The sequence below is a fragment of the Pseudomonas atagonensis genome, from assembly GCF_011369485.1.
GTDB classification, from domain to species: Bacteria; Pseudomonadota; Gammaproteobacteria; order Pseudomonadales; family Pseudomonadaceae; genus Aquipseudomonas; species Aquipseudomonas atagonensis.
In genome coordinates, this window is record NZ_VXCA01000028.1 from 95,716 (window position 1) to 117,613 (window position 21,898).

Below are 21,898 nucleotides of genomic sequence, written 5' to 3' on the forward strand. Positions count from 1 at the left end.
CGGGACCGAATGCCGGGCGAATAAAATGGCGGTCCCAGAAAGGGCCGCCATTGGGTTTCAAGATTTGTCGTTTAGAGGCCGGCCAATGCCGTTGCAAACGCTGGGGTTGTTGATATCGAGGTTATTGCCGGTGGTGTTAGTGACGAAGTTGGCGATGACCGCGTTTTTCCAGGCATAAGACATGGCAATGAATTTATGGGCCTGCGTCGCGACGTTGTTGCCGGGAATACTGTAGTGAGCTGCCAGAAAGGCCTTAACTTCCGCTGCAACCGCAGCATCTTTATAGCATTGGCCGAAGATGAAGTTGGTGTAGGCAGCCAGTTTGTAACCCGAAGTCGGGTTAGCGACCACTGGCGACCACTTGGCCGGATTACCCGCATCAAAGATTGTCGTCGGTGGACTTAAACTCACCAACGCCAACAGGACATTAGGGTTCGTCGGCTGGATGCCATTGATGCGAGCAACAACCGCGTTGCTCGTTGCATCAACGTTATCCGGGCCGGCATATCCGATGGAACCATCGACAGCGTTTACGGCTTCTGCGACATCCTGGTCATATTCCACCGCTACCCAATTTGCAGGTATTGAGGAATAGGGGATGCGTGCGACAGTGAATCGCGCATTGGTCACGAATTGCGTTGGGCAGATCGAGCTCAAATGGCGGGTCAGAATCTCCGTAGCGCCACTCGCCTCCTTCCGGAAGACAACGCGAATAGGGGTGGTGTCCGAGGTGCCCAGTAGAGAACCCCACGTGGTTTTATTACCGGAAAACACATCGCAAAGCTGATTATCAAACAGGTTCAGAGCAGTCTGGCCAGACTTTCTATAAGGGATCGCCACGGACGTGATAACCGACGGTAGCTGGATCAATGGACCGTATGAAGCCCCATATTGGGTGCTATAGGTCGAAAGCTCCGAGGCCGTCAGTGTGGAATCACTGGCCGCAAAATGCACCGTCCCGGTTTGAGCCAGACGCATGGGATCGTTAGTCAGAAAGGCCTGTTTTCCGTAACCGCTACCTGCTGCGGCGTAGTTGAAGGTGGCCGGCAATATGCTGTTCACCGAGCCCCTGTAAAGTTTCGCCGGGATGGTTGCCCCACCTCCGATCACCGTCACCGCCATCGCCTGCCCCGAAACCAGCGCCGCCGATACCAGTGCGGCCACTCCAATACGTTTGAACATTTTCAATCTCCTTATCGAATGCCCCCCGAACGGGAGCCAAAAAAAATGGCAGCCCCGAAGGGCTGCCACCGTTACAGCTAACTAAACCAACCTGCTTACAACGGACGACCGATGGTGTTGCACACGGTGGTGTTGTTGATGTCCAGGTTGTTGCCCGAGGTGTTGGTGATGAAGTTGGCGGTTACAGCGGTTTTCCAGGCGTTAGGCACAGCGACAAACTTGTGTGCCTGAGTCGCAGTGTTGTTGCCTGGGTTGCTGTAGTGAGTGGTCAGGAAGGCTTTAACGTCCGCGGCCACGGCTGCATCCTTGTAGCACTGACCGAAGATGAAGTTGGTGTAAGCAGCCAGTTTGTAACCCGAAGTCGGGTTGGCAACCACTGGCGACCACTTGGATGGGTCGGCAGCATCGACAGCAGACGATGGAGGGGTCACCGACGACAGCGCCAGCGTCACGTTGAGCGAAGTCGGCTGAACACCGTTGACGCGGGCAACAACAGCGTTGCTGGTAGCGTCGACACCGTCCGGACCGACATAACCGATGGAGCCGTCAACCGCGTTCACGGTAGTGGCGACATCGGAAGTGTTGGCAACGCCGACCCAGTTCGAAGGCAGCGCCGAACCGGCTGGAAGACGAGCGTTGGTGAAGGTGGAGTTGGTAGCGAACTGAGTCGGGCAGACCGAGTTCAGGTGACGGCTGAGGATTTCCGAAGTGCCGCTGGAAACGTTGCGATAAACGACGCGGATCGGAGTGGTGTCGGCAGTGCCCAGCAGCGCGCCCCAAGTGGTTTTGGCGCCGGAGAAGGCATCGCACAGCTGAGCGCTGGTCAGGTTCAGAGCAGTCTGACCAGCTTTTTTGTAAGGGATGGCAACCGAAGTGGCAACCGAAGGCAGCTGAATCAGCGGACCGAACGAAGCGCCGTAGGTGCTGCTGTAGGTGCTGAGTTCCGAAGCGCTGAGGATCGAGTCGCTACCGGCGAAGTGCACGGTGCCAGTGGTGCTGAAGCCAGCCGGGTTGTTGGTCAGGAAAGCGGTCTTGCCACCGCCGCTGCCGATGGCCGCGTAGCTGAAGTTGGCTGGCAGGATGCTGTCGGCAGAACCTTTGTACAGAGCGGCTGGCAGAGTTGCACCACCACCGGTAACGGCCATGGCTTGAGCGGAAGCCAGAGCGGCAACGGTCAGGGAAGCTGCGATCAGAGTGCGCTTGAACATGAAGAATCTCCTTTTCAACGTTGGTTGTGAACACAGGTTTTCAGGGGTCTTGCATGACACTGGGAAGACTCACCGCTGACCTTCGCAAGCGGGGTCCGTGGTTAAGTCGCACTGAGAAATTCGCAGTTTCCGGTGACAGATAAAGGAAAAAACCTCGGGAGGTGCAGGCTGTTTTTCGAGGGATTTTCTCGGGTGTTCTGGTTGTTGTGCGGAGTGTCTGAAACAAGCTTTTCGAGGGAACCGGCCACAGGCCTTGAAGGGCCGTTGCAGATGACAGAAAGGAGAACCCGAGGATGGCCGGATCGAGGCTCGGGTGATGGAGAATCCTTTGCAAAAATGCTGAATTATTTATTGCTCTGACTGGCCTCTTCGCGAGCAAGCCCGCTCCCACAGGGGTGTGAGGTGGTCACAGATTCTGTATTCACCACCGACCACTGTGGTATCGGGCTTGCTCGCGAAGAGGCCAGCGCATACAACATCAAATAAACAGGCACACCTCTACTGCACCAACTGATTGATCTCGATGATCGGCAACAGCACCGCCATCACGATCACCAGCACCACCCCGCCCATCACCACGATCATCAGCGGCTCCAGCAGCGCGGTCATACCCATCGCCCGGCGCTCGATATCGCGTGACAGGGTTTGTGCAGCACGCTCGAGCATCGGCGGCAGTGCCCCGGTTTTCTCGCCGCTGGCGATCAGGTGAATCAGCACCGGTGGAAACACATTCTCCACTTTCAGCGCAGCCGCCAGGTTGACGCCTTCTCGCACCTTGGCGGTGGCCTCATTCACGCTCAGGCTCAAGCGATCATTCGACAAGGTCTGCCGCGCCGCCTCCAGCGCGCGCAACAACGGCACCCCGGCGCCGCCGAGAATGGCTAGCGTGGAAGCGAACCGCGCAGTGTTCAGCCCCAGCACAAACCGCCCGATCAACGGCAGCTTCAGTACTCGATGATGCCAACTCAAACGCGCCGCCGGATTGCGCAAATACAAGCGCCAGCTCCAGAACGCACCGGCCATGATCCCGGCGCACAGCCAGCCCCACGCGCGAATGAAATCACTGGCATTGAGCATCGCCAGCGTCAGCCCCGGCAGGTCCTGTCGCGCCTGGGAAAACGCACTGACCACCTGCGGCACCACATAACTGAGCAGGAAAATCACAATGCCGATCGACACCAGCCCGACCACGCCGGGATAGATGAACGCGGTAAGAATCTTGCCGCGCAGGTTGTTGCGTTCCTCGATGTAATCCGCCAGCCGCTCCATCACCTGCGCCAGATCGCCGGACTCCTCACCTGCTGCAATCAGCGCCCGGTAAATCTCCGGAAAATCCCGTGGCCGCGCCGCCAGCGCTTCGGCCAGGCGCATGCCGCTGCGCACATCGGCACGAACGGCGCTGAGGGTGTGGGCGATGTGTTTTTTTTCGGCCTGTTCGACTGTGGCGCTTAGCGCGGCCTCCAACGGCAAACTGGCACCGAGCAGGCTCGACAGTTGCCGGGTGGCCCACGCCAGATCGTTATCCGACAGTTTGGCGCTGAAAAATCCACCGCCGCCATGCTGGGAGACGTTGCTTTCCTTCTCCACCGACAACGCCGTCAAACCACGACCGCGCAGCACGCCAAACGCGGCGCCCTGGCTGTCCGCTTCCAGATGCCCGGATTCGATTTTGCCGCTGGCATCGGCGGCTTCAAAACGATAGCGATTCATCAGGCGTCCCGTGTCACACGAAGGATTTCTTCCGGCGCCGTGGCACCGCTGCGAATCCAGCGCTCGCCGTCCTCGCGCAGGCTGAACATCCCGGTCTTGCTCGCAGCCGCACGCAACGCCTGCTCCCCTGCCCCTTGGTGAATCAGGGTGCGGATGTCGTCATCGATGCAGAACAACTCATGAATGCCGGTCCGGCCGCTGTAACCGGTGTGATTGCACGCCGCACAACCGACCGGGCGCCAGGTGCCGGGCGTGGCCGGGTCTTCCTGTTTGCACTGATTGCACAGCCGCCGCACCAGCCGCTGGGCCAAAACCCCAAGCATCGACGAGGCCAGCAAAAACGGCTCGACGCCCATGTCGACCAAGCGGTTGACCGCCGACACCGCGTCGTTGGTGTGCAGGGTCGCGAGCACCAGGTGACCGGTCAGCGAAGCCTGCACTGCAATCTGCGCGGTTTCGAGGTCGCGGATCTCACCGATCATGATGATGTCCGGGTCCTGCCGCAAAATGGCACGTAGCGCGAGGGCAAACGTCATGTCGATCTTGGCGTTGACCTGAATCTGGCTGATACCCGGCAAGTCGTATTCCACCGGGTCTTCCACGGTGAGGATGTTGCTGGTGCTCGCATCCAATCGCGCCAGCGCAGCGTAGAGACTGGTGGTCTTGCCGCTACCGGTCGGGCCGGTGACCAGCACGATGCCGTGGGGCTGGCGGATCAGGTGATCGAGTTTGGCCAGCACCTGCGCGTCCATGCCCAATGTTTCCAGATGCAGGCGGCCGGCCTGCTTGTCCAGCAAACGCATCACCACCCGCTCGCCATGGCCGGTGGGCACAGTAGAAACACGAATGTCGATTGGCCGCCCCGCTACGCGCAACGCAATGCGCCCGTCCTGCGGCAGACGTTTTTCAGCGATGTCGAGCTGGGCCATGATCTTGATCCGCGACACCAGCGCACCGTGCAACGCCTTGCGTGGCGAGACCACGTCGCGCAGGGTGCCGTCGACCCGGTAGCGCACCACCGAATGGGTTTCGAACGGTTCGATGTGGATGTCGCTGGCCTCGTCGCGCGCCGCCTGCGTGAGCAAGGCGTTGATCATGCGGATCACCGGCGCGCCGTCCTGGGTGTCGAGGAGGTCGGTGATTTCCGGCATGTCCTGCATCAGGCGGTCGAGGTCGACTTCGTTTTCCGCCGCACCGACCACCGCCGCCGCGCTGCCGGTGTCGGCGTAGGCAGTGGCGAGCAAGCCGTCGAGCTCGTCATCGCGCACGCGCTCGATCCGCGCCTCACCGAACTGGCGCCGCACCTCGCTGATCGACCAGCCGGGCGTCGACGGGCACACCGTCAACACACCGTCGCGCAACAGTATGCGCTGGGCCTTGGCCCAGGCGTAGGGCAGCGCACTCATCCCTCCACCTCCCCCACCACATTGCTCAGAAGTACTTCTGTGGCGAGGGGATTTATCCCCGCTCGGCTGCGCAGCAGTCGTAAACCCGAAACACTCGGTATGTCAGGAGAAACCGGATTGCAGGTTTTGGGGCTGCTTCGCTGCCCAACGGGGATAAATCCCCTCACCACAGGGGTATCACGCCTATGCAGAACCGGTTTCATAATGAGGGCCCCGGCTGGATCGGCACGGCTTTGATGGTCGCGCGGGGGCCAGAACTCGGCACCACCGCCGGCACGCCTTGCGCTGCGGTCGGCAACTGCGGCGCCTGCATGTCCGGCATCGCCCAGCTGCGCTCCGGTTGCAGACCACCCTGAGCGCGTCGCATGAAGTCGTAGCGGTTCAGCGTGATGCTCCGCCCCGCCGCGCTGTCGCGGATGATGTACGGGCGCAGGAACACCATCAGGTTGGTCTTGGTGATCGAACGACGCTCGTTGCGAAACAGCGCGCCCAGCCCCGGGATGTTCGACAGCCACGGCACCGCGTCATTGCTCTGGCTGTAGCCATCCTGCAGCAGACCACCGAGCACCATGATCTGCCCGTCGTCGAGCAGGATGCTGGTGTCGAGCGCGCGTTTGCTGGTGACGATCCCCGCCGAATTGGCCGCGGCCGAGGCACGTTCGTCGATGCTGCTGACTTCCTGATAGATGTCGAGCTTCACCGTGCCGCCCTCGGAAATCTGCGGCCGCACGTTGAGCTTCAAACCGACCTCTTCACGGGTCACGGTCTGGAACGGGTTGTTGCTGGTGCCCCCGCCGCCGGTCACATAGCTGCCGCTGACAAACGGGATGGTCTGGCCGACGAAAATGCTCGCCGCTTCGTTGTCCAGGGTCAGCAGGTTCGGCGTCGACAGCACGTTGGTCCCGCCCTTGCTCTTCAGGGCCCGGGCCAGCACTTTCAGGTCGAGGATCTTGCCGATGCCGGGGATGTCGACGGTGCCGTTGACGTAACCGAGGTTCAGGCCTTGCGGCAATACGTCGATGCTGGTCTTGCCGTTGACGTTGATCCCCGAACCGCCAAGGTTGGCGCCGCCGATCACGCCGTTGCCGCCGAGATTGCCGGTCTGCCATTGCACGCCGAATTCGCTGGCATCGTCCTCGCCGACTTCGACGATCAGGCTTTCGATCACCACTTGGGCGCGGCGCTGGTCGAGCAGGTCGATGACTTCGCGCAGGTTGCGGTACAGCGGTTCCGGCGCGGAAATCAGCAAGGTGTTGGTGGTCGCGTCCGCCTGAATGGTCACGCCGCCGGCGCTGAAGGCGACGTTCTGTTCGCTGCTTTGCGCATTGCTGCTGCCGCTGGTGGCGCTGCTGCCCTGAGCGTAGCTGCCGCCGGTGCTGCCGCTGTTAGTGGTCGAGGTGCTGCCGGTGGTTTGCGTACCGCTCTGGCCGTTCTGTCCGCCACCGGAGTTGGTGGAGCTGCCCATGTTGCTGAGCACCGAACGCGCATTGTCGCTGGTGCCGCTGTCGCTCTCGCCGGTCAACAAACCGCGCAGTGCCTGGGCCAGTTTGCCGGCCTGGGCGTTACGCAGGTACACCACGTGCAGGTTGCTCGGATTGCTTTGGGCATTGTCGAGTTTGTAGATCAGGTTGCGCGCCAGCTCCGTGCGCTCGGGGCTGCCGGCGCGGATGATGATGGTGTTGGAGCGCGGGTCGCCGATCACTGCGATTTTCTGCGTCGGGTCATTGCCCGGTGCGTCGAGCAGGTCGGCGACCATCGGTGCGATGTCGGCGGCGATGCCGTTCTGGATCTGCACCACGTCGGTGTCAATGGCGCTTGGGGTGTCGATACCTTGAATCAACTGCGCGACCCGCGTGAGGTTCTCGGCGTAGTCGGTGACGACGATGGTGTTGTTGCCCGGATAGGCGTTGATCGGGTTGTTCGGCGACACGATCGGGCGCAGCACCGGGATCAGGTTCACCGCGTTCTCGTATTGCAGACGGAACGTGCGGGTGAGCATGCCGTTGCCGGCCGGTTTGTCCGCGCTGTAGATCGGCCCGCCGAGCAACTTGGCATCGGCCTCTGGCACCACCTGCGCCACGCCGCCGACATCCACCACGCTGAAACCCTGCATGCGCAACGCCGCCAGCAACATGTCGTAGGCCTGATGCGCCGGTACCTGGCCTTCAGAGACCAGCGTCAGATTGCCCTTGACCCGAGGATCGACCAGAAACTGCTGACCGGTGGAGCGCGACAACGCCCGGACCACCGCTTGAATATCCGCGTCGACAAAATTCAGCGTCACCGGTTGATCGCCCAACGGATTGGCCGGCAACGTCGTGCCCCGCGCCGAACCGCCGCTGCGAGCGCGTTCGGTGATGTTGTGCAACTGCTTCGGCGCCGGTTTCACCTGAGCCTGCGCCCGCTCGCGGTCGAGCACCGCGTCGCCACTGCGCTGGGTGTTGGCCAGCGGCCGGCCGAGTTCGCTGTCCACCAGCAGCGGCGGTTGATTCGGTGGTGTGGTGTTGCTGCACGCGCTCAATGCCATCAACAGCATCGGCAACGCCATGCGTTTGGATCCTGACCCCTTCATGAAGCTTCCTTAGCGCCCAGCGCCTGATCCATGCGTACGGTGCCCGACAGAGTGCCGGCGGTGTCATCGGTCGCGGCGTCGTCTGCGCGTTGCAGACGGGCCTCGACCACTTGCAGTGAAAAATTCCGGGGCTGGCTCAGCAGCCAGTCGAGCACGGCGTCGGCCGGTGCGGCGTCGAAGGTCAACTGCCAGCCGGCGGACGCGGCCGCCAATTGGTAATGGCCGCCCAGTCCGCTGGCCTGCAGGGTTTGCTGCAGCGACTGCTCCAGGTTCTGCCCGTCCGGGCGCACACTGACGTCGCGCAACAGCAGTTCCAGCGCTTCGGCCTGGGCGCGCAGTTTTGGCGTTTCGATTTGCGAGGCGGCGATCTTCTTCAGCGGCGGCTGAACCAACGCCACCCACACAAACAGTCCGAGCAACAGCGCCGCCATCCCGCCGACCATGCGTTTTTCCCGAAGGGCCAGTGGCTGCCAACGGGCCTGTAACTGAGCGTTGAAGCGCTGCCAGCCGGCGCGGTATTTCGCAAGCGATGGGCTATTCATCTTCGGCTCCGCTGCTGTCGTCGTTTTCGGTGGCGGCGGTCGCCTCGCCAGCCGGGCGCAGGACCCAGCCGTCGTCATTCGGGCTGATGCTGATGCCGGCCTGGGCCAGCGTGCCTTGCCAATCCTTGTCGCTGCCCGAACGCCGGGCCTCGGGCAGCAAACTCAATTGCAACGCGCCGTCGACAAACTCCAAGCGCTGCACCGTGCCCGCCATGGACGGCATGCCGCTGCCAGCCTGCGACACCAGCCGCGTGAAATCCTGTCCCGGCGCATCCACCGCGCCTTGCTGGCGCGCAGCGATTTGCTGACGAGCCTGTTGCAGCGGATTGAGGATCACCGGCAACTCGGGAAACGCCTGCTTCACCCGCTGCGCCATCTGCGCCTTGAGCTGCTGGGCCTGCCCGGCCTCGCGGGCGGCGTACAGGTTCAAACCGATCACCCACACCGCCAGTGCCAGCGCACAACAGCCGATCGCCCTGCCCCAGCCGCGATGCTCGGTGCCCGGTTGCTGAAGGCCGCCGTGCAGACCCCAATTTGGCAACGGGCCGGAGCAGCGTTGCGTGTCGGCCAATGTTGATTGCACCGCTTCGGGTGCGCCGTCGCCGATCCAGTGCGCCGGCAGACCGGTTTGCAACAACCACGCTTCATCGATCATCGGCTGCACTTGCGCCGCATTCGGGCCGTGGCGCAGCAACAGATGATCGTCGTGCAAGCAACCAACGCCACCGGCCATCACCGGCAAGCTGTAGGCCGCCGGATACAGGCCTTTGAGGTTCAAGCCGAATTGCCCGAGGTGCTGCAAATCCTTGCAAGCTACCCAGGCAATCTGCACCTGGCCGCTTTCATTTCGAGCGCTGTGGGCGATGTGCATCTCGGCGCTGTCGCCGAGCATCAAGGCCTGCGCCGCACATTGCACCGCCGCGGCGGTTTTGTTCGCGGGCAACGGCGGCAGATCGATGCTCGCCAGCAGGCTGTCCGACGGGTGCAGAAAGCACACCAGCGGTTGCTTCGGCAGCGCGCCGAGCCGTACGCGCTCCTGCCGCGTGACCTGCCCCTGTCGATCCAGCCACGCACAATCCACGTCACTGTCGAGGCTCAACTCCGCCAGAGGCGGCAAACTCACGCGCAACTGGCTCATACACCCACCCGCGACCAGATCACTTGCGGCAAACGATCCTGACTGCGATGCAGCAACGCATCGAGGCTGACCCGTCGCTGATCGCGCCGCGCCTGCCCGCGCAGCCGGAACCAGTCGCTGGTGATGCCGACCTTGACGCTGGTGATCTCCAGTTGCGGCAAGCGCAGGCGATTGACGAAATCCCCACGATTGATAAACCAGCGCCCGGCGTCGCGCTCATTGATCAACGCCTGCGCCCGCTCCAGCGACAGCCCCGGCACATAAGCCGCCAGCACCGGCGCCGTGGCCGTGTTGCCGTTGAGCCAGGTAGTCGCCGGAATCACCGTCAAATAAGGCGCCAGTTTCGCCAACAGCGCATCGTTGACCCCGTCGACACTGCGCAAATCGTCAAGCGTGCGCAGCATCGGCAAGGTCGGCGATTGCGGTTTGCGCGACGCGGACGGCGACGTGGCGCGCCCGCTGTCGAAAGTGTTTTTCGCCACAGGCTTGTCCACCACTTGGGCATTCAACAGGTGCGGATAAGAGCCGATTACCCGCTGACTGATGCGTCGGCTCAAGCCGCTGCTGACACCGATCAACTCGCACAAGCGCTCGAACGCCTGCACCTGCGCGTCATCGATCCGCTCGTTGGCCACCAGATTGCGCAGATTGAACTTGCCCTGCTCGTCCTCCAGCCGCCCTTCGAAACCCTGGGTGTTCAAGCGCTGCGCCCAGGGTTGATCGAGCCGGGTCAGCGGATCGCGCTGCCGGGCGTCCCACAACAATTGCCGGCTGATCTCCAACCCGCCGTGCAACACCCAATGGCCCTGCACGCGCAGTTGTTCGGCTTCCAGCGCCCGGGTCGAAACGCTCTGGCGGGTCAGCATGCCGGCGGCGATCACCGCGACCACCGCCGCGATCAGCAGCGCACTGATGATCGCCATCCCCTGCTGGTTCGATTGGCTGTTCATGACCGGCCTTACAACTGCCAGGAACCGATGTCGGCATTCACACCGTCGCCGTCAGGCTGGCCGTCGGCGCCGAGGGAAAAGATGTCGATCTCGCCGTTGGCACCGGGATTGAGGTACTGATAAGGACGACCCCACGGGTCATTCGGCAGGCGCTCCAGGTACGAGCGCCAGTTGGTGTTCTTCGCATCGGCCGGCCGCTCCACCAGCACCTTCAGGCCCTGGCTTTGGCTCGGGTAAGTGCCGTGATCGAGGCGATACAGCTTCAGCGCCTGCATCAACCCGCCAATGTCCTGCTTCGCCGCCGTCGCCCGCGCCTGATCCGGCCGGTCGAGCACCTTGGGCACCACCATCGCCGCCAAAATCCCGAGAATCACCACCACCACCATGATCTCGATCAGCGTGAAACCCTGCTGCCCACGGGGCATCCGGCTCGGTCGACTGGGCTGTTTGAATTGCGCGATATCCATCTCGTCATTCCCTGGCTTGATTCGATTCGACGCGCAGTGTTGCAAGAAGATATGTCAGGGATGTTGAAAATCCTCGGGTGTTTTCGTCGTCAAGCCGTCAAGCACGGGCGTTAGCGTCAAGGGCTGCCCGACCGCCCGAGCCCCCGATGCGCACCCCCTCCCCGCAAGCCGGATTCACCCTGATTGAAGTGCTCGTCGCGCTGGCGATCATCGCCGTCGCCATGTCCGCCGCCGTGCGTGTCGCGGGATTGATGACGCAGAGCAGCGGGGTTTTGCGGGATCGCTCGATTGCGATGATTGCGGCGCAGAGTCGGATGGCGGAGTTGCGGCTGGAGGGGCGATTGCCGATGGGGGTCAAGGCGGTGGAGTGTGATCAAGGGAGGTTGTTGTTGCGGTGTGAGCAGGTGATTGGCACGGCGGAGAATGGGCGGTTGCTCAAGGTTGGTGTGCAAGTTTTTGATCGCAGCCAGGAAGCGCCGCCGTTGGCTCGGCTGGAGACGTTGCTTAGCCGTCCTGAAAATCCCTAGCCCTAAACCGTCCCGAAACGTCGGACAGCTCAGAGGCATATGAATCAGCCGTGGGACATTTCCGATACCCACCTAAAGATCTAAACCAACTTGCGCTTACCGCGTTGAATCCATAATCAACTCGATCTCTCAGGTCGATGTAGAGCGCAAGACACCTCCGTCGGCCCCCTCTCCCTCCGGGAGAGGGCTGGGGTGAGGGCCGCTTGTTGAACCACCCGTTTACCCACTCCAAAAACCCCGTTTAAAAGACACCCACCGTTACTTCCTCAAGGCTACACAACCTTGCGTCATTACCTACGACTACGCCAGAATCCGCCGGCTTGTGCGTCTGGGGTGCGGGTTTTATCGTTTCCGGGTCACTGAAAAACAGTGATCGGGTTTGGTAGCCCGACCTCCCATATGACGCATAACGTCACCTAGCGCAGACGCCCTTTCGGCATTTGTCTTATGGTGGCCATGCGCAGGGCGCCCTCGGGCGCGCCGGATTTTCCATATGGGCCGGTCTACCAACCTTCGTATGGCCACCACCACTCGTTTGGTAGCGAGAGTGATGGCTCCTTAAGTCCCATATGGAGCTACATCTATGTTCAAACCAACACCAAACCCACCAGAAACCGATCCGGTCTCCCCCTACAAATTCCCCGACTCCCGAACCCTAAACGAAGCCGCCGAACGCGCCCTCGATCACTACCTCACCCCACAACAACGCATCATGGGCAGCCACCACAAACACGATCCCATGTACCTGGCCAACCCGGCCTACAACACCGAGTCACTTCTAGCCAATGCCAGCGAATCCCTGGGATCGGCCAGCGAAATGCTCAACAACTTTGCTGCGACGCTGGAGCCTGCTCATCGCAAAACCGCGATTGGAATTGCACAGTTGGTGATGCTGAGCGAGTTGGCGGTGAACCAGGCGCTGGATCATGTTGAGGTGAAGGCGTAAGCGGCTGAGTGCGGTAGCTCAATAGACGAAAAGAAAATGGCCGAGGTTGTCAGGTGTGACTGACGACCTCGGCCAAATGCGTTTTTCTCTGTACCAAAAGCTTCAACCGATCCGAACACGAAGGCGTTACGGACTACTCGCTTCAAGAACATTCACAACCCGTCAACCGAAGAATTGTAAGAAATGTTGAGCGCAACATTTGCCTCAGGCATCCTGTGCGACGCAAACGCACAGGGTGGCGGATTTTGATACTCCCGCTCTGCCAAACGTTTGATGTTCGCACTATCTCAGTGGCCGGAATTTCTAATCCAATCAGGCCAAGGACAACTGAATCTTTGAAAAGGAACTTCCCGTGAGTGGCAAACCTGCAGCCCGAGTAACAGATCCCACCAGTTGCCCACTCCCGGGGCACGGCACAAATCCAATTGTCAGCGGCTCTCCCAATGTCAATTTCGACGGCCTTCCCGCCGCTCGGATGACCGATAAATCCGCATGCGGTAGCCCGATCACCGGCGCGGTCAGCTCGACGGTTTTTATCAATGGCCTGAATGCCGCTACTAAAGACAGTACCGGTGGCCACGGCAACGTGGTTGTGGGTGGCTCTGGCACCGTCATTATTGGTGACACCGTCGTATCCGCGCCCTTCAGCGGTTTGATGCCGATGCCAGTGCACTTCAACGACAAGTTCAGGCTTATTGACGACGAGTCAGGGGAGCCCTTGGCTAATCTTGATTACGCCATTCAGCGAGCTGACGGCAGCATTGAGCACGGCGTCAGCGATTCAATGGGGTATACGCACGTAGTTAGCTCGCACCTCGCCGAAACGATCCAACTGTTTTTGGAGGATTGAACATGGATGTCAAAGCAAATAACGGAAGTTTTCCTCATGGCTGAAGTCATTAGCAAAAACGGCCGAAAAATGTCACCTGTAGCCACCAGAACGGTGACACCTGTCAAAGACTCCAGCCCTAAAGCTGTATCCGTAGACGCAAAGCAACAAAAGAGGCGTGCCGAGAATGCGGAGTTCTTAAAGAATCAAAATGTGAAGGCCTTTCTGGACACGTTGGCAAAAGTCGAGGGTGGCGATTATCACGCGAAATTCGGGTATGGCTGGGCAGCCGGCTGGAAATCCGGGAAGTGGACATTCAGTGATGAGTCTACTCACCCAGGACCAGGTCATGGTGGTTCAACGACAGCTTCTGGAAGGTACCAAATCACGAAAGCCACATGGTCGGAACTCTCCATCAAAGCAATGGGGCTAACTGACTTCAGCCCCGGAACCCAGGATTTGATTGCCGTTGAGCTCCTGCGCAACGTGAGTGCCATCGAACCGCTGATCGGCGGCGACTTAAAAACGGCAGTTGGAAAAGCATCAAAAAAATGGGAAGCGTTGCCTATGGGGCCGGGGTTGGCAAACCGACCAATCAACGGAAAGCCTTCCGGCCAACCTTATACCGAGTACGACGAAGTAGAAAAAATATATAAAGGCTTTGGCGGTACTGTTAAATGAAACTAAAAATATTAGCCATCAGCCTTTTAGGTTGCGTCAGTTTATTTTCTAGCGCAGCAGACCTTCCTATCAAAGAGGGAATGTCATTTTCAAAAGCCCGAAAAGCCTTGATCAAAAATGGCTGGAAGCCAAATCCGACCTACTCCGGTGAGTTCGGCGTTGAAAGCGTCATCCAAAGAAAAGGCTTCAGTGAAATCGAGTCTTGCACGGAAGGCATCCGTTACTGCAGCTTCAACTACACCAAGAACGGAGATTGCTTAGGTGTAGGAACTGTCGGCGAGGAAGTCAAAGACATGAAGGTTTATTCCTGGAACTTCAAATGCCCTGAAAAGGATTGAAGCCAGAAACCAAAGGGAACAGAAACCTGTTCCTTTTTGTGGAACGATCAAATGAAGACACCGACCCTCCTGCTCCTTGCAATGTATTGCACGGGTACAAGCTCTGCGTTTGCCGGCGGCTCGCAAGCGACAAACGTCAAGCACGGGCCAGCAGGCGTCGCCGTCGATGAGCCCTTGGTGTCGGCCAGATCCAAGCTGATCAAACAAGGATGGAAGCCAACCCGAATGCACACCAGCGATGGCTATGAATACAGCGGTGTCGAGCGCGAGCTGGCTGCACGCAATTTCCTGGAACTCGATACCTGCTCTTTTGATAGCTCGCGCTGCATCCTGTTCTATTCAAAGAAAGGCGCCTGCTTGCGCGTCGACACCATGGGTGAGCAGCTCAAAGACATGGCGGTAACGCGATGGAGCGATGAATGTCCGGATGCACCTTCAGAGCCAGATAGCGGCGACGCGGGTTAAGAAACAAAGGGGACTGAATGAAATAATTCAGTCCCCTTTCCTTGGGAGCGGGCTTACTCGCGAAAGCGCCAGAATTGACCCGTTTAATCAGCAGGTGATCCCGAGGTCTGCCTCACCGGCAATTGCAAATTATCCAACGCCCGATTCACCGCCAACTCTCCGAGCATGATCAACTGCGCAATGCCCACCAACGCCCGACGCTGCGAAGCCGGCACCAGACTGGCGATGTTCTGGGCAATGGTTTGGGCCGAAGCGAGAGTCTCACTGGCATCAATCAGCAGTTCTTCGTTTTTGTTGTCCGCAGTCACGGCATACATCCCGCGGGTTCTGCGTGGCGGCGGCGTGGAGCCGGGCGGACAGAGGTAATGGTCGAGCGCGCGGTCGGCGGCTTCGTGGAGTTTTCTGGAATCGATGGATTCGTAGGGGGAAACCGATTCGGTTTCAGGCGGGTTGGGTGTTGGTTTGATCATGGTGAAGCTCCATTTTTATACCTGGTGGAACCACCAACACCTGTCGCTAAACAAGTAAGGGTGGCAGCTGTGCGCGGGTTAGCGAACCGAGAGGTATAAGACCCGGCAGACCCGAAGGTCTCCCACGCACAGCCACCATATCGTCATCGCAAATGTCTGCGACAAACGGGAGCGTCGTTGAACTTATACCTGGTCGGGTCGCTAAACCCGGTCGCTGGGTTGCCAGCGACACGTAGACGATAAAGACCAGGTACAAAGCGCACAAGCCGGCGGATTCTGGCGTAGCTGTAGGCAACGGCGCAAGGACATGTAGCCTGAGAGAGTTTCTGGAGATGTCTTTTTAAACGTTGGTGTTTATCGAAGCCTTACTGCGGCACCTCCATGAGGTGTGGAGGCCGGCCAGATGATTTTCCGGTTTATTTTTTGGAAATAAATCAGTCCCCTTTTTCCCTTTTTCTACTCGCCAACCAGTCGTGCTACAGATTGCTCATTTCTGAAATTGACTATTGAATGTACTGGCCCCCGTGATACCTTCCTTGTGCTATGGCGCAATGATTTGGGTAGGGGCACATGGAATTAGGTGCGTTGAAGAAGCGGCTCCAGCAACATCTTGGTGACGGACTTGTATTAGTAATTGGTTCTGGATTGTCCTGTGCAGAAGGCGTGCCCGGGATGGGAGCGCTTGGGCAGCATCTTGTCACGCATATTCCTGCGGCCCTCTCTCCGGACGACAACACACTCTGGGAACAGATTCATCCCCTCATAGAAACCGACGGGCTGGAGGCAGCTTTACTGAGGTATGCTCCCACTCCCTCCCTCGAGGCGGCCATTGTTCAAAGTACGGCCGACTTCATTGCTCTCGCTGAATCAAGCATCATTTCCGAAGTTTTCAATAACACAAAGACGCTTCGCTTAACCAACCTCATTCCTCATCTATTAAAGCCGGACACCGGCATACCAATTGTTACAACTAACTATGATCGCCTTGTCGAGATTGCGTGCGAGGAAGCCAAGCTAGGTGTTGATACGATGTTCAGTGGTCATTTTGCAGCGAGGCTTGACCCGCAGGATAGCTATTGGAGTTTCTGCCGAGGCGTTAAGCTAGCGGGCAAAAATGTGCGCTATAAATTCGCGTCGAAGGTGAATGTATTCAAACCTCACGGTAGCCTCGACTGGTATTACCGCGAAGGCAATCCTGTGCGCTACGCTGGGACCTTGCCTCTTCCCCGGCTCATCATTACGCCAGGTTTGAACAAGTTTCGGAGCGGTTACGATAGCCCTTTCGACAAACATCGCGAAAAAGCGAACGATGCCATTGATAAGGCGCGATATTTCCTCATCATCGGCTACGGCTTCAATGACGATCATTTGGAAACCCATCTCACCCCTCGCATAAAGTCCGGTGTGAAGACGGTTATTTTGACGCATTGGCTGTCCCCTAAAGCTCGGGAGATCGCTACGAAAAACAAGCATGTAATTGCTGCCGAGTATCACGAAGATGGAGGAACTGTTGGTACTCGTTTCATAGTTGATGGCACCGAAAAGTTTTATCCCGGTATTAACTATTGGGATCTCGACGGATTTGTGAAAGGAGTTCTATCCGCATGACTGGTTCAGCGCTTGATTTTACAGACAACGACCAAATTGGACGCGTGGCCGGTGTCGACACCAGTCGTGTAGCCATTGATGTCACCAACTCCGACATGTTGACCCGCGTTGGAATTGGGCAACTCATCGCCATCAAAGGCGTGACCCAAGCAGAATATCTGATCGCAATGGCTGATCGGGTTACTCGCACACTCCGAGAGGAACTTCCTGATCCGGCAGATGGTGAGTTCGGAACTCTGATGATTTCGCCTGCAGATCACATGCAAGCATTTGTTATCGGCACCTATCGGTCGGTTGATGGTGACAGTTCTGACACCTTCAAGCGCGGCGCTGATAGCTTTCCACAGATAGATAGAGACTGCTTCGTCATTGAAGGCCCCAATCTTCAGCGATTTATGGGTATTTTGGGCGCTGGGCTCTCCGAAGACGAGCGGTTGAAACTTGGGACCTTTGTTGCTGATCGGAGTGCTGAAGCGATCGCGAGTGGTGACAAATTCTTTCAGCGGCACGCGGCAATTCTGGGTAGCACTGGATCGGGTAAAAGCTGGGCTGTCGCTCTCATTCTCGAACGGGCCGCCAAACTCAAGTTCCCCAACATTGTGGTATTCGATATGCATGGCGAATATCAACCGCTTGCAGACCAGAGCAAAGGCGGATTCGCACAGCGTTTCCGTATCGCTGGACCTGGCGACCTTACAGCACCAAAGGACGATGCGTTGTTCCTTCCGTACTGGCTGCTAAACCGTGATGAGATGCTTTCGATGATTTTGGACCGGAGTGATCAAAATGCTCCCAACCAAGCTTCTCGCTTCACTCGCCACGTTCGAGAGTTAAAGGGCGCCACTCTGGATATTTCGGATAAGGCCAAGGTTAAAGAGACTTTTACGGTCGACTCGCCGATACCCTATGCCGTTTCAGACCTAGTCGCAAAGTTGAAGATCGACAACACGACGAAAGGGGTCGGATCAAAAGGCGCAGCGGTAAAGGGGGAATGGGAGGATAAACTGACCCGATTTATTTCCCGTCTTGAGGCGAAGCTTGAAGATCGCCGTTACGGTTTTATGTTCTCGCCGCCACCAGAGTCATTAGATTACGGATGGCTCGCAAAGCAGATTGTGAAACTGCTTCGCGCGGGTTCAAATAATGGCATTAAGATTATTGACTTCTCTGAGGTTCCTGCCGATGTACTACCCGTCGTTACCGGTACACTGGCTCGCCTCCTTTACGATGTCCAGTTTTGGATGAGTGGGGATGCACGGACGCCGATCACGCTGCTCTGCGACGAAGCGCATCTCTACCTACCGGTGAAAGATGACGCCGACGCTGTCCAGCGGCAGGCGTTGTGGTCATTTGAACGTATAGCAAAGGAAGGGCGTAAATACGGTTTTTCATTACTCGTGGTTAGCCAAAGACCATCTGATGTGAGTCGGACGATTCTCTCCCAATGCAATAACTTTCTCGCTCTCAGGCTTACAAATGATAGCGATCAGAATGTTATAAAAAAACTCATGCCGGACTCATTAGTTGGGCTAACAGCAATGCTACCCTTACTCGATACAGGCGAGGCTCTGCTTCTAGGTGATGCTGTTCTCCTTCCCACTCGAATCAAGCTGGATCGACCTCAAGTAAAACCTGACAGCGCGACGCGAGAATTCTGGAAGGAATGGGGTTCGCTGAAACCTAATGAGGACTTGCTGGAGGCAGCAGTCGAATGCCTACGGAGTCAGTCGCGAGCAAGCTGATCGATTACGCTTGATGTTGAATGAAGGTAAAAACAGGGGAATTCCTTATTCCCCATTTTTACAGCTTCTTACATTTGATAAAAACCAAGCCCCCCCCCAAAAAAAACGGCCAAATAAAAACCGACAGCCCAATCCACACAAAACACAACAACCCAATAAAATATCAAACACAGCACAAATCATGCAGCCATATTAATTAAGCAACAGAGCTTAGCATCAAACCTATAACAACGGACATTTAACACAGACACGAAGCCGACCCCAATGAATAACCCTAAGCGCATGAACTATAACAACACCACACTAAAGTGCCGCATAGATGACTTCGAGAGCGGCCGACTGATGGAAGACCACAGTTTCAATAACTGCCTACTCTACCTAACTCAGCCGACAACTTATTCACCTGAGATAACATTGGCAACTGTCTGCTTCGTTCGCAACGATCATGTCGTTCGAACCTGGCACGCACGAATTACAAAATTCAGCAAATTTAACGCGACATTAGCACACACCTCAAATGGAGAATTCAGCGCCGCTGTAAATTTATTTGAATTTAATTCCCAAGAAGCTAGCATCCTGGATGATCGTTCTGCATATAGAGAACTTATAGAAATTGCAGGACCAGCCACTGCTAAAGCTCTCTTGTTTCGCGCTCATGACGCTGCAGTCCTACACGCATTCAGACCTACCAGCCAGCTGTATAAAAAACTTGTTCAAGACTCATCTCTACACGGGCTCATTGTAAACGACAGCGAATTCTACACTTACATCTCTCTAAAGCTTATATTTGAGGAAAACGCAATTGGAGGTCATAAGACGATCTCTCATTTACAATCGACTTTACCGACAATATCAAACAATCAAAAAGCACAGCTAGAACTAGACTTTCGCTTCAACCACACTGCGACACCATTTGCTTTACCACTTAACGTAATCATAGGATCTAACGGCGTCGGTAAAACTCGCACCCTTCAAGCGATCGCACGCACTTTACAAAAAAATGATGGTAGATACTCTAAGAATGAATATCCTCGCAGCAACCCGATTGTTGTGTTTTCCCATGAGCCACAACGTTGGAGAGAGAACAGTGCAAAAAGCTTCAAACATGTTTCGCTAAGTATCACCCGTTCTGATTGGGGAAAGCTACCCGCCATCACACAAGAAATTTCGCTATTGCGCGAAAGAAACTTTTCGCTCAGCACACTTAACAACATCATTAAAAAAGTGCTAGACACTCGTCATCTATACTTAAAAAAGATGGGGAATGAATCTACGGGATACTCCCTTGACGAATTAGCAAACCAACCGGATAAGTGTGAACGCATTGACATTAGTGCCGAATATAAATTTATAGACGACCATGGCCTAGAACATCACTTGAGCTCAGGCCAGAGAGCCTTAATCTGCTTTTGTTTTAATGTAGTCTTACACTGCAGGCCAAAATCAATATTATTAATTGACGAACCAGAAAACCACCTACACCCAAGATTTATCTCGCTACTCATACAGACACTTAACTCAGTTTTATTAGCAACAGAATCGGTAGCCATTGTCGCCACACATTCACCCTTCATTGTGAGAGAAATCGACAAGTCTGGTGTGTTAATTTTGCAAGTTGATCAGCAAAACCTCCCATCACTATTTCGACCAAGCATGCAAACGCTGGGTGGTGATATATCGCTAATTTCTGACTTTGTTTTTGAAGACATTAGTGTGCGAAAAGGTTATCAAGAGTCCATCGATGAATCCCTGCGTGCCTGCCGTGATCCTGCCGCTCGAAAAGCTGTCTTGGAGCAATTCACTGCCCTTGGCATCGATGCCGCAGCCTATGCGCGATCGTTGGAGCATTAAGAGAATAAACATGCCTACGTATATTCAACGCACCAGACAAATCAGCGATGATCTGAAAGCTATATCAGTGTTCGTAAAAGAAGAACAAAAAAACTCAGATATTTTGCGACCACAACTCAGCAATCTTCGTTCGATGTTCAATAACTACTTGCACGCTGTAGAAGACCCAAACAGCCATAGAGCATGGCGAAAATACAATATTAGCGCGGCGACTGCCTTTCACTTTCTCTATGACAGCAAAGCAAAATGCCTATCCTACGTTGATGACTTTCGCCATGATGCTATCGATAAGCTTGGTGGTTGCCCATACTGCGGGCTGCCCAGCAACATAACATTAGATCACTATCTCCCTAGAAAAATAGGTGCTTTCCCAGAATTCTCTATATTGTCTAAAAATCTAGTGCCGGCCTGCTCAGACTGCCAAGGAAAGAAGAGTGATTTCTATACACTTACTAAAGAAAAATCAATCCCCAAACGAAGATCTAGACTCAAAACAACACGCAAAATAAAAAAAACCTACAAGCACATCAAAATCAGCAACCGAAAAAGTTCGCGACACACCCTAAGCATGCGTATAAAACCACTTAGATTGCTTCATCCATACGTAGATTCGTTCTTGATGCACTCAGTATTGAGTATCTATCCGACATCCCAGAGAAACCGATTTTTAGTACATGCCAAAGGTAGCTTGCGCAAAGAGGAACGTGAACGATTAAACTTTCATTTAAAAAAACTCAATATCGAAACACGTTGCAACCATGCTATCGGCAGATGTAGAAATGCAATAATTAGAGACTTATTGTCCAACAACATATCTTTCGATCGAAAAAGCATAGTCAAAGAACTACCAAGACTTCTAAAGTCCGCCTTGGAACGTGCTGCATTAGCCCCAAACGCCATAGAACCGGCCTACATCAAGTCGTTAATCAACCATCCCTCAACACTTGACGACTTAATTATTTGGTCTCAAAACCGTATCGAGCCGAACATATTAGCAGCCAAGCCCATTATTCTTTAACTTTTTCGGGGTGAGAAAATTCAACTCTGCTAAATTGAACTATAGATAATCGTACTCAAGAGCGCTCCTGTCCCACTTCAAACATTCTTTGCTTTTCCGGCCTCTTTTTTCCGAGGCACTCGAACTGGTAGAAGAGCGCTATTCCAGCGGAAAGGGCAATATCCTTGAAATAAGCCCAACAACTCACGGTCTCACCAACCTAGGCATCTCCACCCCCTCCCCCAACCTCCCCACCTCCAACCGCACCC

20 protein-coding genes are annotated in these 21,898 nt (G+C 56.2%); 10 read left to right on the top strand and 10 right to left on the bottom strand.

What is annotated here, in order from left to right; genetic code table 11:
• Window positions 1-57: 57 nt before the first annotated feature.
• The 9 genes from F2P67_RS20615 to gspG form a co-directional block, all read right to left on the bottom strand.
• Window positions 58-1,182 (bottom strand): substrate-binding domain-containing protein, encoded by a 1,125-nt coding sequence (locus F2P67_RS20615; RefSeq protein WP_166222986.1) that lies wholly within the window; start codon window positions 1,180-1,182, stop codon window positions 58-60.
• Window positions 1,183-1,277: 95 nt separating this feature from the next.
• Complete coding sequence (locus tag F2P67_RS20620) at window positions 1,278-2,390, bottom strand: substrate-binding domain-containing protein (protein WP_166222989.1); 1,113 nt, start codon at window positions 2,388-2,390, stop codon at window positions 1,278-1,280.
• A 498-nt stretch (window positions 2,391-2,888) separates the two neighbouring features.
• Complete coding sequence (gspF, locus tag F2P67_RS20625; RefSeq protein WP_166222992.1) at window positions 2,889-4,100, bottom strand: type II secretion system inner membrane protein GspF; 1,212 nt, start codon at window positions 4,098-4,100, stop codon at window positions 2,889-2,891.
• Window positions 4,100-5,506 (bottom strand): type II secretion system ATPase GspE, encoded by a 1,407-nt coding sequence (gene gspE, locus F2P67_RS20630; protein WP_166222995.1) that lies wholly within the window; start codon window positions 5,504-5,506, stop codon window positions 4,100-4,102. Before gspE ends, gspF begins: the two co-directional genes overlap by 1 nt.
• Before the next feature lie 199 nt (window positions 5,507-5,705).
• Complete coding sequence (gspD, locus tag F2P67_RS20635) at window positions 5,706-8,078, bottom strand: type II secretion system secretin GspD (protein WP_166222998.1); 2,373 nt, start codon at window positions 8,076-8,078, stop codon at window positions 5,706-5,708.
• A complete protein-coding gene (gene gspM, locus F2P67_RS20640; protein WP_166223001.1) occupies window positions 8,075-8,620 on the bottom strand; it encodes a type II secretion system protein GspM in 546 nt (181 codons plus the stop codon). Before gspM ends, gspD begins: the two co-directional genes overlap by 4 nt.
• On the bottom strand, window positions 8,613-9,758 hold the full coding sequence (gene gspL / locus F2P67_RS20645) for a type II secretion system protein GspL (RefSeq protein WP_166223004.1): 1,146 nt from the start codon (window positions 9,756-9,758) through the stop codon (window positions 8,613-8,615). Before gspL ends, gspM begins: the two co-directional genes overlap by 8 nt.
• On the bottom strand, window positions 9,755-10,708 hold the full coding sequence (gene gspK / locus F2P67_RS20650; protein ID WP_166223007.1) for a type II secretion system minor pseudopilin GspK: 954 nt from the start codon (window positions 10,706-10,708) through the stop codon (window positions 9,755-9,757). The genes gspL and gspK overlap by 4 nt, the downstream gene beginning before the upstream one ends.
• A gap of 8 nt (window positions 10,709-10,716) precedes the next feature.
• Window positions 10,717-11,175, bottom strand: a complete 459-nt coding sequence (gspG, locus tag F2P67_RS20655) for a type II secretion system major pseudopilin GspG (protein WP_085610505.1) — start codon at window positions 11,173-11,175, stop codon at window positions 10,717-10,719.
• 146 nt (window positions 11,176-11,321) lie between these two features.
• Here gspG and gspI point away from each other — a divergent pair, with 146 nt between their 5' ends.
• The 6 genes from gspI to F2P67_RS20685 all read left to right on the top strand — a co-directional run bounded on the left by gspI (window position 11,322) and on the right by F2P67_RS20685 (window position 14,961).
• Window positions 11,322-11,702 (top strand): type II secretion system minor pseudopilin GspI, encoded by a 381-nt coding sequence (gene gspI, locus F2P67_RS20660; RefSeq protein WP_166223010.1) that lies wholly within the window; start codon window positions 11,322-11,324, stop codon window positions 11,700-11,702.
• A 583-nt stretch (window positions 11,703-12,285) separates the two neighbouring features.
• Entirely contained in the window at window positions 12,286-12,648 is a 363-nt protein-coding gene (locus F2P67_RS20665; protein WP_007959368.1) for a DUF6124 family protein, read from the top strand.
• A gap of 352 nt (window positions 12,649-13,000) precedes the next feature.
• Complete coding sequence (locus F2P67_RS20670) at window positions 13,001-13,498, top strand: PAAR domain-containing protein (protein ID WP_166223013.1); 498 nt, start codon at window positions 13,001-13,003, stop codon at window positions 13,496-13,498.
• A 36-nt stretch (window positions 13,499-13,534) separates the two neighbouring features.
• On the top strand, window positions 13,535-14,158 hold the full coding sequence (locus F2P67_RS20675; protein ID WP_166223016.1) for a glycoside hydrolase family 104 protein: 624 nt from the start codon (window positions 13,535-13,537) through the stop codon (window positions 14,156-14,158).
• Window positions 14,155-14,496 carry a hypothetical protein gene (locus F2P67_RS20680; RefSeq protein ID WP_166223019.1) on the top strand — a complete coding sequence of 114 codons (342 nt, stop codon included), beginning with the start codon at window positions 14,155-14,157 and terminating at the stop codon, window positions 14,494-14,496. The genes F2P67_RS20675 and F2P67_RS20680 overlap by 4 nt, the downstream gene beginning before the upstream one ends.
• 51 nt (window positions 14,497-14,547) lie before the next feature.
• A complete protein-coding gene (locus tag F2P67_RS20685; RefSeq protein WP_166223022.1) occupies window positions 14,548-14,961 on the top strand; it encodes a hypothetical protein in 414 nt (137 codons plus the stop codon).
• A gap of 83 nt (window positions 14,962-15,044) precedes the next feature.
• On the opposite strand, the gene F2P67_RS20690 is transcribed toward F2P67_RS20685, so the two are convergent.
• Complete coding sequence (locus tag F2P67_RS20690) at window positions 15,045-15,431, bottom strand: DUF6124 family protein (protein ID WP_166223025.1); 387 nt, start codon at window positions 15,429-15,431, stop codon at window positions 15,045-15,047.
• 570 nt (window positions 15,432-16,001) lie between these two features.
• Between F2P67_RS20690 and F2P67_RS20695 the strand changes: the two genes are divergently transcribed.
• The 4 genes from F2P67_RS20695 to F2P67_RS20710 all read left to right on the top strand — a co-directional run bounded on the left by F2P67_RS20695 (window position 16,002) and on the right by F2P67_RS20710 (window position 21,650).
• Window positions 16,002-17,039, top strand: a complete 1,038-nt coding sequence (locus F2P67_RS20695; protein WP_166223028.1) for an SIR2 family protein — start codon at window positions 16,002-16,004, stop codon at window positions 17,037-17,039.
• Entirely contained in the window at window positions 17,036-18,781 is a 1,746-nt protein-coding gene (locus F2P67_RS20700; RefSeq protein WP_166223031.1) for an ATP-binding protein, read from the top strand. Before F2P67_RS20695 ends, F2P67_RS20700 begins: the two co-directional genes overlap by 4 nt.
• 264 nt (window positions 18,782-19,045) lie before the next feature.
• Entirely contained in the window at window positions 19,046-20,632 is a 1,587-nt protein-coding gene (locus tag F2P67_RS20705; RefSeq protein WP_166223034.1) for an AAA family ATPase, read from the top strand.
• Window positions 20,633-20,642: 10 nt separating this feature from the next.
• A complete protein-coding gene (locus F2P67_RS20710; RefSeq protein WP_166223037.1) occupies window positions 20,643-21,650 on the top strand; it encodes an HNH endonuclease in 1,008 nt (335 codons plus the stop codon).
• Window positions 21,651-21,898: the final 248 nt, after the last annotated feature.

What these genes read in the sequence shown, in the direction of transcription:
- gspM (WP_166223001.1), bottom strand. Translation starts at nt 8,620, where the DNA reads ATGAATAGCCCATCGCTTGCGAAATACCGCGCCGGCTGGCAGCGCTTC.
- F2P67_RS20680 (WP_166223019.1), top strand. Translation starts at nt 14,155, where the DNA reads ATGAAACTAAAAATATTAGCCATCAGCCTTTTAGGTTGCGTCAGTTTA.
- F2P67_RS20710 (WP_166223037.1), top strand. Translation starts at nt 20,643, where the DNA reads ATGCCTACGTATATTCAACGCACCAGACAAATCAGCGATGATCTGAAA.
- gspI (WP_166223010.1), top strand. Translation starts at nt 11,322, where the DNA reads ATGCGCACCCCCTCCCCGCAAGCCGGATTCACCCTGATTGAAGTGCTC.
- F2P67_RS20615 (WP_166222986.1), bottom strand. Translation starts at nt 1,182, where the DNA reads ATGTTCAAACGTATTGGAGTGGCCGCACTGGTATCGGCGGCGCTGGTT.
- F2P67_RS20700 (WP_166223031.1), top strand. Translation starts at nt 17,036, where the DNA reads ATGACTGGTTCAGCGCTTGATTTTACAGACAACGACCAAATTGGACGC.
- F2P67_RS20685 (WP_166223022.1), top strand. Translation starts at nt 14,548, where the DNA reads ATGAAGACACCGACCCTCCTGCTCCTTGCAATGTATTGCACGGGTACA.
- F2P67_RS20695 (WP_166223028.1), top strand. Translation starts at nt 16,002, where the DNA reads ATGGAATTAGGTGCGTTGAAGAAGCGGCTCCAGCAACATCTTGGTGAC.
- gspG (WP_085610505.1), bottom strand. Translation starts at nt 11,175, where the DNA reads ATGGATATCGCGCAATTCAAACAGCCCAGTCGACCGAGCCGGATGCCC.
- gspD (WP_166222998.1), bottom strand. Translation starts at nt 8,078, where the DNA reads ATGAAGGGGTCAGGATCCAAACGCATGGCGTTGCCGATGCTGTTGATG.
- gspK (WP_166223007.1), bottom strand. Translation starts at nt 10,708, where the DNA reads ATGAACAGCCAATCGAACCAGCAGGGGATGGCGATCATCAGTGCGCTG.
- F2P67_RS20665 (WP_007959368.1), top strand. Translation starts at nt 12,286, where the DNA reads ATGTTCAAACCAACACCAAACCCACCAGAAACCGATCCGGTCTCCCCC.
- gspF (WP_166222992.1), bottom strand. Translation starts at nt 4,100, where the DNA reads ATGAATCGCTATCGTTTTGAAGCCGCCGATGCCAGCGGCAAAATCGAA.
- F2P67_RS20690 (WP_166223025.1), bottom strand. Translation starts at nt 15,431, where the DNA reads ATGATCAAACCAACACCCAACCCGCCTGAAACCGAATCGGTTTCCCCC.
- F2P67_RS20620 (WP_166222989.1), bottom strand. Translation starts at nt 2,390, where the DNA reads ATGTTCAAGCGCACTCTGATCGCAGCTTCCCTGACCGTTGCCGCTCTG.
- gspL (WP_166223004.1), bottom strand. Translation starts at nt 9,758, where the DNA reads ATGAGCCAGTTGCGCGTGAGTTTGCCGCCTCTGGCGGAGTTGAGCCTC.
- F2P67_RS20675 (WP_166223016.1), top strand. Translation starts at nt 13,535, where the DNA reads ATGGCTGAAGTCATTAGCAAAAACGGCCGAAAAATGTCACCTGTAGCC.
- gspE (WP_166222995.1), bottom strand. Translation starts at nt 5,506, where the DNA reads ATGAGTGCGCTGCCCTACGCCTGGGCCAAGGCCCAGCGCATACTGTTG.
- F2P67_RS20705 (WP_166223034.1), top strand. Translation starts at nt 19,046, where the DNA reads ATGAATAACCCTAAGCGCATGAACTATAACAACACCACACTAAAGTGC.